Origin of the sequence: Novosphingobium sp. KA1 (genome assembly GCF_017309955.1) — a bacterium.
In the GTDB taxonomy this organism is placed as follows: domain Bacteria; phylum Pseudomonadota; class Alphaproteobacteria; order Sphingomonadales; family Sphingomonadaceae; genus Novosphingobium.
This window is the reverse complement of the sequence record NZ_CP021247.1, coordinates 2,385,609-2,397,599: the sequence shown is the minus strand read 5'-3', so window position 1 is coordinate 2,397,599 and position 11,991 is coordinate 2,385,609. Positions and strand designations below refer to the sequence as shown.

9 protein-coding genes are annotated in these 11,991 nt (G+C 68.6%); 4 read left to right on the top strand and 5 right to left on the bottom strand.

From position 1 onward, the window contains the following. Positions 1-363 precede the first annotated feature (363 nt). Complete coding sequence (locus CA833_RS11540; RefSeq protein WP_207078120.1) at positions 364-3,744, top strand: glycosyltransferase; 3,381 nt, start codon at positions 364-366, stop codon at positions 3,742-3,744. A gap of 108 nt (positions 3,745-3,852) precedes the next feature. Here the strand turns inward: CA833_RS11540 and CA833_RS11535 are convergent, their stop codons facing one another. Continuing rightward, positions 3,853-4,155 (bottom strand): hypothetical protein, encoded by a 303-nt coding sequence (locus CA833_RS11535; RefSeq protein WP_207078119.1) that lies wholly within the window; start codon positions 4,153-4,155, stop codon positions 3,853-3,855. 197 nt (positions 4,156-4,352) lie between these two features. Between CA833_RS11535 and CA833_RS11530 the strand changes: the two genes are divergently transcribed. The 3 genes from CA833_RS11530 (at position 4,353) to CA833_RS11520 (ending at position 6,768) form a co-directional block, all read left to right on the top strand. Beyond that, the gene (locus CA833_RS11530; RefSeq protein ID WP_207078118.1) at positions 4,353-5,318 is read left to right on the top strand and encodes a magnesium and cobalt transport protein CorA; all 966 of its coding nucleotides are present in this window, start codon (positions 4,353-4,355) and stop codon (positions 5,316-5,318) included. A 421-nt stretch (positions 5,319-5,739) separates the two neighbouring features. Further along, positions 5,740-5,877: a hypothetical protein gene (locus CA833_RS11525; RefSeq protein WP_207078117.1), complete on the top strand. Its 138-nt coding sequence runs from the start codon at positions 5,740-5,742 to the stop codon at positions 5,875-5,877. 72 nt (positions 5,878-5,949) lie between these two features. Next, on the top strand, positions 5,950-6,768 hold the full coding sequence (locus CA833_RS11520; RefSeq protein ID WP_142635159.1) for a ferredoxin--NADP reductase: 819 nt from the start codon (positions 5,950-5,952) through the stop codon (positions 6,766-6,768). A 224-nt stretch (positions 6,769-6,992) separates the two neighbouring features. Here the strand turns inward: CA833_RS11520 and CA833_RS11515 are convergent, their stop codons facing one another. Genes CA833_RS11515 through CA833_RS11500 form a run of 4 tightly spaced genes read right to left on the bottom strand, consistent with a single transcriptional unit; the run spans position 6,993 to position 11,774 of the window. Continuing rightward, on the bottom strand, positions 6,993-9,701 hold the full coding sequence (locus CA833_RS11515) for a xanthine dehydrogenase family protein molybdopterin-binding subunit (RefSeq protein ID WP_207078116.1): 2,709 nt from the start codon (positions 9,699-9,701) through the stop codon (positions 6,993-6,995). Continuing rightward, on the bottom strand, positions 9,698-10,204 hold the full coding sequence (locus CA833_RS11510; protein WP_207078115.1) for a (2Fe-2S)-binding protein: 507 nt from the start codon (positions 10,202-10,204) through the stop codon (positions 9,698-9,700). The genes CA833_RS11515 and CA833_RS11510 overlap by 4 nt, the downstream gene beginning before the upstream one ends. Next, entirely contained in the window at positions 10,201-11,070 is an 870-nt protein-coding gene (locus tag CA833_RS11505) for a xanthine dehydrogenase family protein subunit M (protein WP_207078114.1), read from the bottom strand. Before CA833_RS11505 ends, CA833_RS11510 begins: the two co-directional genes overlap by 4 nt. Further along, positions 11,067-11,774: a CoxG family protein gene (locus CA833_RS11500; RefSeq protein ID WP_207078113.1), complete on the bottom strand. Its 708-nt coding sequence runs from the start codon at positions 11,772-11,774 to the stop codon at positions 11,067-11,069. Before CA833_RS11500 ends, CA833_RS11505 begins: the two co-directional genes overlap by 4 nt. Between the last annotated feature and the right edge of the window lie 217 nt (positions 11,775-11,991).

Below are 11,991 nucleotides of genomic sequence, written 5' to 3'. Positions count from 1 at the left end.
CGGGGCAGAGGGGGAATTGCACCCTTGGATACGCACAGCGGGGTCCCTTTGCGGCACCGGCCCGCTCCCCCACCCGACCTCCCCTACGGGGTAGAATCTGGGAGGTCGGGTGGGGGAGCGGGCCGGTGCCGCAAAATCCGCCCTCGGCGGATTTTTCAGAACACATGAATCTTTTGTAACCTCGCCTCCACCGCCGCTCCATCCCCGCTCGGGCAAAAGGACCCTGCGATCCGGGAACCTCAGTCTGACAGTCGCACCCTCGTCATTGCCCCTGGTTCCCGGATCGCACCTCCATAAAACCTGAAACCGGGCGGCTTCCCCCAGCCGCCCGGCCCCTTTCGAGGGAAACTTGCGAGACTGGCCGTGTCTGCACCGATCTTCTTCGACCCCACCGGAAACCGCCGCGTCCGTGTCCGCAGGTTCGGGTTTTTCATGCTGGTGCTGGCGCTGGCCGCATCCGCCGTCTTCGCGACCACCGTGGCCACCGTGCCCGCGCCGCCGCCGCTGCCGATCGCCTACGAGCATGCCCAGCCGCTGCCCTTCCGCGCGCAGATCGGCCACCTGACCCGCAGCGCCCGCAAGTTCCTGTTCGGCCGCGCCGCCGCGCCTGCCCCTACCCCGAACGCCAAGCCGATCACCGTGGGCTTCTACACCCCGTGGAACGACGATAGCGCCACCTCGCTCCAGCGCCATATCGACCGGCTGGACTGGGTCGCCCCGGCCAATCTTTCCGTCGATGCCAGCGGCGCGCTGAAGGTGGAAACCGATGCGCGCTTCGAGCGCATCGTCGCCACCGCCCTGCACCGCCCGCTGGTGATGCCGGTGCTGCAGAACACTCTCGACGGCGACTGGCAGGGCCCGCAGACCGCCGCCCTGCTCGCCAATCCCGCGCGCCGCCATGCGCTGGAAGCGCAGACCCTCGCCTATCTCGACAAGACCAAGGCCGCCGGCGTCATGGTCGACTTCGAGACGATGCCCGCCGCCAGCCTGCCGAGCCTGCGCCTGTTCCTTTCCGAACTGCGCGCGCAGCTCACGCCCACCCACCGCCTCGTCTCGGTCACCATGCCGATGGACAACCCCGACTGGTCGACCCGCGCCTTCGCGCAGGCCGCCGACCGGCTGGTGCTGATGGCCTATGACGAGCACTGGCAGGGCGGCACCCCCGGCCCGATCGCCTCGAACCCGTGGTTCGTGCAGAAGCTCCAGCACGCGCTGGCGGGCCTGCCGCGCGGCAAGGCGATCGTGGCGCTGGGCGAATACGCCTACGACTGGCACGACGGCAAGGCCGATGCCCTCACCGTCGAGGAGGCCTGGCTCTCCGCGCATGACAGCGGCACGACCCCGCAATACGATCCGATGAGCGGCAACACCGGCTTCTCCTATGTCGACGGCAGCCGCCACGACGTGTGGATACTGGACGCGGCCGCCACCTGGAACCAGATGAAGATCCTCTCGCGCCTCGGCGTCGGCGATATCGCCCTGTGGCGCCTCGGTTCGGAAGACCCCGGCTTCTGGAGCGCGGTCAAGGCCTGGCATAACGGCGGCCAGCTGCCCAACCTCAAGCCGCTGGTGCAGGCCGCCAACGTCGACGTCGAGGGCCAGGGCGAGATCCTGCGCGTCACTGCCACCCCGCAAGACGGCAGCCGCGCCGTCGCCTTCGACAAGGCCAGCGGCATGGTGACTTCGGAAACCTATCAGGTCCTGCCCACGCCTTACGTGGTCAAGCGCACCGGCGCGCTTCCCAAGCAGGTCTCGCTGACCTTCGACGACGGCCCGGACCCGACCTGGACGCCCAGGATCCTCGCGATCCTCGAACAGTACCACGTCCCCGGCACCTTCTTCATGGTCGGCGAGAACGCGCTGACCAACCGCGACCTCGTCAAGCGCATCGCCGACGACGGCGACGAGATCGGCAACCACAGCTACACCCACCCCAACATGGCCGAGGAAGCCGCCACCGGGATCGGGCTGGAACTGAACGCCACCCAGCGCCTGATCGAGGCCACCACCGGCCATTCGATCCGCCTGTTCCGCGCGCCCTACTTCGGCGACGCCGAGCCGACCACCGCCGACGAACTGGTCCCCGCCGTTGTCGCGCAGGAGCACGGCTACACCGTGGTCGGCCTTCACGTCGATCCCGACGACTGGCAGCGCCCCGGCGTCCAGCACATCATCGACAGCACCATCGCGCAGGTGGAATCGGCCAGCCCCGACCGCAGCGAGAACGTGATCCTGCTGCACGACGGCGGCGGCGACCGTTCGCAGACGGTGGAGGCGCTGCCGGTCATCATCCAGCGCCTGCGCGCCGACGGCTATACTTTCGTGCCGACCTCGAAGCTGGCGGGGCTGACCCACGACCAGGTCATGCCCAAGGTGGACGGCGTCAACCTCGCCGCCGTGCGCGCCGACATCGCCCTTTTCGCGGTGCTGGCGGCGATCCTCGCCGGGCTCAACTGGACCTTCTTCTTTGCCATCTCGCTCGGCGTGCTGCGCTCGGTGGGCCTCGCCTCGCTCGCCGCCATGCTGCGCCGCCCGCGGCCGGTCGAGGCACCCGAGGACACCTGCCAGCCGCTCGTCACCGTCATCATCCCCGCCTACAACGAGGAGCGCGTGATCGAGGCCTCGGTGCGCCGGGTGCTGGAGAGCGACTATCGCCACTTGCAGGTGATCGTGGCCGACGACGGTTCGAAGGACCGCACCAGCGCCATCGTGTCCGGCGCCTTTGCCAGCAATCCGCGCGTCGAGCTGCTGACGCTGGTCAACGGGGGCAAGGCCGCCGCGCTCAACCGCGCGCTCCTGCAGGCACGGGGCGAGATCGTCGTCGCGCTCGACGCCGATACCCAGTTCGAGGTGGAGACGATCTCCCGCCTCGTGCGCTGGTTCGCCGATCCCGCCATCGGCGCGGTGGCGGGCAATGCCAAGGTCGGCAACCGCGTCAACCTCGTCACCCGCTGGCAGGGCGTGGAATATGTGACCGCGCAGAACCTCGAACGCCGCGCGCTGACCAAGCTCGACGCGATCATGGTGGTGCCCGGCGCGGTCGGGGCCTGGCGCCGCGAAGCGCTGGACGATGTCGGCGGCTATCCCGAAGACACCCTGGCCGAGGATCAGGACCTCACCATCGCCATCCAGCGCAAGGGCTGGAAGGTCGCCTACGACGAGGACGCGGTGGCCTGGACCGAGGCGCCGGAGAGCTTCCACGCGCTGTCGAAGCAGCGCTTCCGCTGGTCGTTCGGCACCCTCCAGTGCCTGTGGAAGCACCGCGGCACGCTGAGGAAGGGCCGCCCCTCGGGCCTCGCCTTCATCGGCATGCCGCAGGCCTGGCTGTTCCAGATCGTCTTTGCGGTGATCTCGCCCGCCATCGACCTTGCCCTGCTGATCTCGATCGGCGGCACGGCGCTGCGCATCTCGCAGCACGGCTGGGCCCAGACCCAGACCGACGTGCTGCGCATGGGCGCCTACTGGCTGGGCTTCACGCTGGTGGACCTTGCCTGCGGCTGGGTCGCCTACCGCCTCGACCCGCGCAAGGAGCGGTTCCGTCCCTTCCTGCTGCTGGCCCAGCGCTTCATCTACCGCCAGCTGATGTACAGCGTGGTGATCCGCGCGGTGGGCGCCGCCTTTGCCGGCAAGGGCATCGGCTGGGGCAAACTGGAACGCACCGGCCGCGTCAATGCGGGACCGGCGGGCACAGCGGCTGCGCCTGCGGCGGCGGACAGGCAGGCGGAACTGGAAACGGCGCCGTAAACGGCGGCGACAGGAGAACAAGGATGGCGGGCAAGGCCATGCCCCCACCCCGCTCATGCTGAGCGGGCGGAAAGGTCTGCTTTGGGTGGGAAGGGGGCATGCGCAGTTCTATTCGAACACTCCGGTTCCATGCATCTGATCAGGTTCGTGCTTACTGATCAGCCATGACACAGGCAGCGCAATCGCCAAGCTAATCACAAGCTGGAAGGCGAATGGAAACAGGAACTCATCTGGCGACATCGACAAGATCAAAGATAGAGGATCTCCGGACGAAAGAAGGACTACAGCCGTCACCACCGGGGTTGGCAGCAAGGCCGAAGCCGTTGCGATCACAGTACGCAGCGAGCGGCTTCGCCCCGCCGCGTGCCTGTTGAGTATGATTGCGACGATCGCTCCACCCAGCGTGCTCACGACAGTCCACACTATAGTCGAGATCCAGTTTTCATCCATGCGCCGCTGAACGTGTCAGCCCGTGCAAAAGTCCGCAAGGGGCCGTCAGCAGCCCTTCCCGGCCGGGCACTTCTCCACTCCGCCCACCGCACCGCAGTTGTCCCCCGCCCCGACGTGCCGCTAATGTCGCCCGCCAAGCCCCTCTGCCGGGACCAGAAATGACCGTCATCGCCGCCCAGCTCTACCACAATGGCCGCTCGGCCGAGCCCGTCTCGCTCGAAAGCTGCCCGCCCATGCCCCAGGACAACGACTTCGTGTGGATCGGCCTGCACGAACCCAGCGAGGCCGAACTGCGCGCCGTGCAGAAGACGTACGGCCTGCACCCGCTGGCGGTGGAAGACGCGCTGAAGGCGCATCAGCTGCCCAAGGTGGACGTCTACGGCGACCAGCTGTTTGTTGTCGCGCGCACCGCGCATCTCGAAAACGACACCATCGTCTACGGCGAGACCGCGATGTTCGTGGGCCAGCATCACGTGATCTCGGTGCGCCACGGCTCGGCCCGCGCGCACACCGAACTGCGCGCCCAGCTGGAGGCGGCGCCGACGCTGCTGCAGCACGGGGTGGACTATGTGCTCCACGCGATCCTCGACTTCATCGTCGACGGCTACCTGCCGATCGTCGAGACCATCGAGGAGGACGTGCTGGAGATCGAACGGCGCGCGCTCGACGCTTTTCTGGGCCGCGAGCAGGTCATGCACCTGTTCGCGCTGCGCCGCGAACTGATCCGTTTCCAGCGCGTGCTGGGGCCGATGGGCGAAGTGTGCAGCAAGCTGGTCCACCTCGAGATGCCGTTCCTCGATGCGGCGGTGCGCCCCTACTTCGGCGACGTGCTGGACCATGTGAAGCGCGTGGAATCGATGGTGGCGAACCTGCGCGAAGTGCTCACATCGGTCTTCGAAGTCAGCCACCTGCTGGAATCGCAGCGCCAGGGCACGATCACCCGCCAGCTCGCCTCCTGGGCGGCGATCCTCGCGGTGCCGACCGCCATCGCCGGGATCTACGGCATGAATTTCGAGAACATGCCCGAACTGCACACGCGCTACGGCTACTTCGTGGTGCTGGGGGTGATCGCGGTGCTGTGCAGCGGCCTCTACGGCTGGTTCCGCCATACCCGCTGGCTGTGAACCGCTGGGCCTCAACGAAACAGCCCCGGGCAGTTCGCGCTACCCGGGGCCTTCAGGGGACACGGCGATAAACCCGCCGGGGCCCGACTGGTTCCATGGCCGGGCGGCGGTCTCGGCAGGACGGCCCCGACAGGCGACCGGCCGCGGCCAAACCCCACCTTGCTGGACTGTTAGAAATCCTCGCCCGGTTATTGCAACTCGTTATCATTAGCTATAACGAGGCCTGCGAAGGAGCGAGCAATGCCAGAACGGACCGGATCGGAAGCCGGGAAACCGCGCAATTCCGGTCACTTGGCCCACCCCGCGCGGTGCACGGTGGGCGCCTGCGGGCAGCCCGGTGCGGGGCTTTACGGCCTGTTCCGCAGCCAAAGGCGGGCCGCACGCTCCGGCAAGCGGCCATTTTCGCCTTGCCTTGGCGACTGTGACAGGTCATTCGCGCGAACGGTTTCGACTCACGCCGGTGGATGGGCGCATCATCGGCGAGGACGAGGCGATCCTGTTCGGCCTGCGGACCCCATGGTCCGCGCGGCGACTTCATGCCCTGCACCTCGCAGGGTAAACCGCCCCAAGAAGACACCGCCGCCGACAGTATTTCCCGGACACAGCATTTTTTCCGAAGGATTCGATAGTAATGAGCGATAGCGCCGCCGATACGGCGACCCTGACCCCCACCGGCGCCCTGTCGGTCGAGGAAGTGCTGTCGGTCCATCACTGGAACGACCACCTCTTCAGCTTCAAGATCACCCGCCCCTCGACCTTCCGGTTCCGCTCGGGCGAGTTCATCATGATCGGCCTGCCCGGCGACAACGGCAAGCCGCTGCTGCGCGCCTATTCGATCGCCAGCCCCGCCTATGCCGAGGAACTGGAATTCCTCTCGATCAAGGTGCCGGACGGCCCGCTGACCTCGCGCCTGCAGCAGATCAAGCCGGGCGACCAGATCTACCTCGGCCGCAAGCCGGTGGGCACGCTGGTCGCCGACGCGCTGCGCCCGGGCAAGCGCCTGTTCCTGTTCTCGACCGGCACCGGCCTCGCGCCGTTCCTCAGCCTCGCCCGCGACCCGGACATCTACGAGCGGTTCGAGCAGATCCTGCTGGTCCACTCGGTCCGCCGCGTCAGCGACCTCGCCTTCCGCACCGAGCTGGAAAGCCAGCTGGCCGACGATCCGCTGATCGCCGACGAGGCGCTGGTGCAGTTCCACTACCTGCCCACCGTCACCCGTGAGGAGTTCCCGACGCAGGGCCGCATCGGCACGCTGATCGAGGACGGCAGCCTGTTCATCCCGCAGCTGCGCGGCCCCGCCAAGCTCGACCCCGAGCACGACCGCATCATGCTCTGCGGCTCGATGGCGATGATCCGCGAGTTCGAGCACAGCCTGGAAGCCCAGGGCTTCGAGGAAGGCTCGAACAACAAGCCGGGCGATTTCGTGATCGAACGCGCGTTCGTCGACTAATTGGTTCGACCGACCGAACAGGAAAAAGGGGTGCAGCGATGCGCCCCTTTTTTTGTCGATGCTGCGGCGCGCTTTGGCCCCGACAAAACTCCCGTCGTCCCCGCGAAGGCGGGGGCGACGCTTTTCTTAGCAACGTGAGCGTAAGGAAACAGGAAGCGGGATCCCCGCCTTCGCGGGGATGACGGGGTGGTTTGGGTTAGCGCCGTCGGTGGAATGCCCGAGCGCTAAGCCCGCTCGCCGGTCACCTTGGCCGAGCCGAACATGCCCATCTTGCACTTGCCGGTGATGGCATCGCCGCTGACTTCGAGATCGTACTTCAGCGTGATCTTCATCGGCTTCTCGACCTTGAGATCAAAGCGCAGCCGGTTGCCCTCGGCCGTGCCCCCGGCAAAGTCCTGACGCCCCTCCGGCGCCGAGAGATAGCCGCTGAGCGCGGTGCCCTCGACATCGAAGTGCGCCAGCATCGCCTGCGGCCCCATCGGGGTCCTGAGCACCATGTTCCAGTCGCCCTCCGGCCCGGCCGAAGACGCGACCGGCACTGCCACCACCGGCTCCGGTGCCGCAACCACGGCCTCAACCGTCACCGGCTCCGGCGCATGGACACCCGAGATGTCCCGCTGTTCGATCACGTCGAGAATACGCGCGGGCGTCAGCGGCAGCACCACGTCACCCAGTTCGCCGAACGGCGTGAGCGCATCGGCAATGGCGTTCACCAGGGTCGGCGGGCCGATGATCGCCCCGCCCTCGCCCACGCCGCGCATGCCGCCGATGGTCTGGGACGGCGTGTCGGCATGGACAAATTCGAAGGTCGGCACGTCGCTGATCGACGGCAACATGTAGTCCTTGAACGTCGCCGCCTGCGGATTGCCGCGCGCGTCGTAGGGCATCTCTTCCAGCAGCACCATGCCGATCGCCTGCGCCAGACCGCCGGAAATCTGCCCTTCCACCACCGCCGGGTTGATCACCGTCCCGCAATCCTCCGAGGAGATCCAGCGCAGAATCGTCACGAAGCCGGTCTCCGCATCCACCTCGACCACGGCCAGATGCGTGGCGCTGGTGAAAGTCATCGGCGGCGGCTGGTAGCGGAACTGCATTTCCAGCCCGCTCTCGAACCCGGGCGGCAGACGGTCCGGCTCGCCATAGGCAATCGCGGCGATTTCCGCGAGCGGGCGGGCCATTTCCGGCGCGCCGTCCACGCGCACCATGCCATGGTCGATCACCACGCTCTCTACGCTGGCGTTGAGCAAGTGCGCGGCCAGCGTGCGCACCTTGTCGGCCAGCATCTCCGAGCAGCGGATCGCCGCCCCGCCCGCGATCACCCCCTGCCGGCTGCCCGCCGCGCCCGGACTGAAGCCGCCGCGCGTGGAATCGCCCTCGAACACGGTGACGTCCTCGTAACGCACGCCCAGCCGGTCGGCGATGCACTGGGCCATCGTTGTCGCGGTGCCGTGGCCCTGCGAATGGGTGGAGAGCGTGGCGGTGACCTTGCCGGTCGGCTCGATCCGCACTTGCGCCAGTTCGCCCGTCATCGGCGCCATCGACCCGGCCGAGCCGGTCGGCTCGACGTAGGACGCGATGCCGACGCCCAGATAACGCCCCTCCGCCCGTGCGGCCGCCTGTTCGCGCCGGAAGGCGGCCATGTCGAAATGGTCCAGCAGCTTTTCGAGGCATTCGCCGGGGGTGATGTCCTCCAGCGGAATGCCCATCGAGGTCATGGCGGGCTGATCCGTCCGATAGACCAGATTGCGCCGCCGGATCTCCACCGGATCGATGCCGAGCCGCCGCGCCGCCCGGTCCAGCAGGGTCTCGCGCGCCAGCGATTCCATCGCCCAGGGCCCGCGATAGGCGGCCAGCCCGTTGGTATTGGTGTACCATCCGCGCGAAACGAAGGCGTAGGCGGGCTGCTTGTAGGCCGCCCAGACAAACATGTGCACGGCGATATTGCTGTCCGCCCCTTGCGGGAAGGCGCCGTTGTTGCAGTCGTAGATGCCGTGCGATCCGGTCAGCCGCCCGTCGCCGTCGAACCCGGCCTGCAAGGTCATTTCCGCCTCGCGCGCCTGATTGGAGGCGGTCAGCGCCTCGTAGCGGTCCTCGATCCACTTGAGCGGCTTGCCCAGGAGCAGCGCGGCGACGATCACCGCGCACTCTTCCTTCCACGGGTGGTTCTTGAGCCCGAACGCCCCGCCCACGTCCTTGGCGATCACCCGGATCGCGCTGTCCGGCAGGCCCAGCGCCAGACTGACCCAGCGCGCCACCAGATGCGGGCTCTGGCAGGTGATCCAGAGCGTCAGTTCCTCCGGCCCGTCGCGCGAGGCGAGCACGCCGCGCGTTTCCATCGGCGATTGCGAGATGCGCTGGTGGACGATCCGGTGGCTGAGGCGCAGCGCCGATCCGGCCAGCCTGTCCTCCAGTTCGTCCTCGATCTCCTCGTCCCCGATTTCGGCGGCGACGTTGCTGTCCATGCCGGGATGGATCGGGCCCGCCGCCCTGGCCTGCGCAATGGTGACGACCGGGTCGAGTTCCTCGTACGCGATCTCGATCAACGAGGCCGCGTCCTCGGCCTGCGCGCGGGTTTCGGCGATCACCATGACCACCGGCTCGCCCACATAGGACACATGGCCATCGGCGAGCGGCGTGATCGGGATCTCCGCCTCGGTAAAGAAGAACGAGAGCATCGTGATCGGCCGCGCGGCGAGGTCCGCCATCGTCAGCACGGCGTGGACGCCGGGCATCTCGCGCGCGGCGGCGGTGTCTATCGAGACGATCCGCCCACGCGCGATCGGGCTGCGCGCGAAGGCGACATGCAGCGTGCCCGGCAGCGTCACATCGTCGACGAACTGGCCGCGCCCGGTCAAGAGGCGCGGGTCTTCCTTGCGCGGGACACGCTTGCCGATCCAGCGGGTGGCGCCGAGGCTGGAACCCGGCGCGTTCATTCGGCGGCTCCCGGTCCGGCCGCCAGGGCGCCGACCGTGCCTTCGGCCAGCGCCCTGGCGGCGCGGCGAGTGCCCTGATAGCCGGTGCAGCGGCAGATGTGCCCGCTCATCGCGGACACCAGCTCTTCCTCGCTCGCCTTGGCCTCCCCGCCGGTGAGCGCGGCGAACGTCATCAGCACGCCGGGGGTGCAGAACCCGCATTGCAGTCCGTGCGCCTCGCGCATGGCCTGCTGCACCGGGTGGAACGTGCCGTCCGGCGCGGCGAGGCCTTCCACCGTGGTCACCGCGCAGCCGTCGGCCTGAACCGCCAGCATCAGGCAGGACCGGACCGCGCGCCCGTCCACCATCACCGTGCAGGCCCCGCAGACGCCGTGTTCGCAGCCGAGATGGACGCCGGTGCACCCCGCACCGAGCCGCAGGTAATCGGCCAGGCTGGTGCGCGCCTCCACCCCGGCGCTGCGGCGCTGGCCGTTGAGCGTCAGTTCGATCGCATGCTCGCTCATGCTGTTTCCTTCAGGGCAAAAGCCTCGCGCAAGGCCCGCGCGAGGATGCGGCGGCCGACGGTGCGGCGATATTCGGCGCTGGCGTGGTGGTCGTCGAACGGGGCGCTGTCGGCGACGCCAAGCGCCGCCAGCGCATGCGCATCGAGACCGGAAAGCGCGGCGCCGACCAGCGCCGCTTCCAGCTGCCGCATGCGGATCGGCGTCGGCCCCATGCCGAACCAGGCGAGGCCCGCGCGCGTGACGATGCCGTTCTCGACCACTGCCGCGCCGACCATGCCGACCAGCGCAAAGTCGCCCGGACGCCGCGCCACCTCGCGGAACAGGACAAGGTGCCCCTCCGGCCAGTCCGGGTAGGTCACGGCGGTCAGCAGTTCGTCCGGCTCCAGCGCGGTCATGTAGGGGCCGATGTAGAACGCGTCGGCGGGCACCTTGCGTGTGCCCCGGACCGAGGTCAGGTCCAGAACCGCCCCAAGCGCCACCGCCGTTGCGGGCATTTCCGCCGCCGGCTCGCCGAGCGCCACCGAGCCGCCCACGGTGCCCCGGTTGCGCGTCTGGTGATGGCCGACATGGCCGAGCGCGGTGACCAGCGCCGGCAGGTGCGCGGCCAGCAGCGGATCGTCCAGCGCATCGGCCTGCCGCGTCATCGGGCCGACGCGCGTGCCGTCCCCGACGCGGGAAACCCCCTGCAAGGCGGCGATCCGGCCGATGTCGACCAGGATGAAAGGCTGGCTCATGCGCAAGTTCAGCAGCGGCATCAGCGTCTGCCCGCCCGCGATCACGGTGGCGCCGCCGTCCGCCTCGGACAGGATGCGGCAGGCCTGCGCCACGCTGGCGGGGCGCTCGTAGTCGAACGGCGCGGGCTTCATCGCCGCGCGCCCCGGCGTCCTGCCGAAAAGGCGGCGGCGGCGGTCACCACCAGCAGCACCAGCGTCAGCACCAGTTCGGCGCGCATCTGCCCGGCGCCGAGCAGGAACCCCGCCAGCAGCGCCGTGACCAGCGCCGCCACCCAGCCCCACAGGATGCCCGCCGAAGTCGCCGGGGCCTCCGAAGCCGTTGGAACGGCACCAGCCGCAGGTCCCCCGACCGCCGCGACCGGTGCCGCCACCCCTTGCCCGGGCGAGGCAGCGCCCCCCGCAACCACCGCGCCGAACGTCGCGAAGAACTTGCCCGCCAGGTTCTTCGCGGTGGCATCGATGATCGCTCCGCCCAGCTGCGCCATGCGCCCGCCGACTTCGGCATCGACCGCATAGGCGACCAGCGTCCCCCCGTCCGCCGTATCGCTGAGCCGTACTTTGGCGCCGCCTTTCGCCGTGCCCGCAACGCCGCCGCTGCCCGATCCGGTGATCGTGTAGCCGTTCGGCGCGTCGAGATCGGACAGTTCCACCCTGCCCTTGAAGCGCGCGCCGATCGGGCCGATCTTCACCTGCGCACTCGCCACGAAGCGGTTGTCACCGTCCGGTTCGAGCGCCTCGCAGCCGGGAATGCACTGCGCCAGCACGGCCGGATCGTTGAGCGCCTGCCACACCTGCCGGCGCGGCGCCGCGATCCTCTGCTCGCCCGTCATCTGCATTGCGCGCTCTCCCCGCCTCGCCCGGTTTGTCGTTCCCTGCAGGGTGAACGCGATCTCGCGGCCCGGCGCAACCGCTATGAGCGATGCTGTATCTTATTCCCCCGGGCGATGACTTGGCCAGGGCCTTGCACGGCGGCTGGTGGAGCGGCCCCGCCCCCCTTATCCCACCCGCACAAGCCCCGAACCGCCGGAAGGCAGGCCAAGAGGCAAACGAGGA

Excerpts from the sequence above, each read along its gene's own strand:
- CA833_RS11530 (WP_207078118.1), top strand. The coding sequence starts at position 4,353 with ATGACCGTCATCGCCGCCCAGCTCTACCACAATGGCCGCTCGGCCGAG.
- CA833_RS11520 (WP_142635159.1), top strand. The coding sequence starts at position 5,950 with ATGAGCGATAGCGCCGCCGATACGGCGACCCTGACCCCCACCGGCGCC.
- CA833_RS11515 (WP_207078116.1), bottom strand. The coding sequence starts at position 9,701 with ATGAACGCGCCGGGTTCCAGCCTCGGCGCCACCCGCTGGATCGGCAAG.
- CA833_RS11510 (WP_207078115.1), bottom strand. The coding sequence starts at position 10,204 with ATGAGCGAGCATGCGATCGAACTGACGCTCAACGGCCAGCGCCGCAGC.
- CA833_RS11505 (WP_207078114.1), bottom strand. The coding sequence starts at position 11,070 with ATGAAGCCCGCGCCGTTCGACTACGAGCGCCCCGCCAGCGTGGCGCAG.
- CA833_RS11500 (WP_207078113.1), bottom strand. The coding sequence starts at position 11,774 with ATGCAGATGACGGGCGAGCAGAGGATCGCGGCGCCGCGCCGGCAGGTG.